The following is a 312-nucleotide window of genomic DNA, read 5'->3' on the forward strand; positions in this document are numbered from 1 at the left end:
GGGCACGGGATCGTCGTGTTCCCGGGCGGGGCCGGCACCGCCGAAGAGATCCTGTACATCCTCGGCATCCTGCTCCATCCCGATAACGCCGACATGCCGTCTCCGCTCATTTTCACGGGGCCCGAGACGGCGCGCGACTACTTCATCCAGATCAACCAGTTCATCGCCGATACCCTGGGCGAGGAAGCCCAGAAGCGCTACAAGATCATCATCGACGACCCGGCCCAGGTGGCGCGGCAGATGACCGAGGGGCTCAGGCAGGTCAAGCAGTTCCGCCGCGAGCGCAACGATGCGTTCCACTTCAACTGGATG

1 protein-coding gene is annotated in these 312 nt (G+C 63.8%); it reads left to right on the top strand.

Annotated elements, in window-relative coordinates; genetic code table 11:
- The coding region (locus ACO0LB_RS20790; protein WP_423052631.1) for an LOG family protein at positions 1–312 on the top strand (312 nt) is incomplete at both ends.

Source organism: Undibacterium sp. SXout7W (assembly GCF_049339385.1).
Lineage (GTDB): Bacteria > Pseudomonadota > Gammaproteobacteria > Burkholderiales > Burkholderiaceae_D > Undibacterium.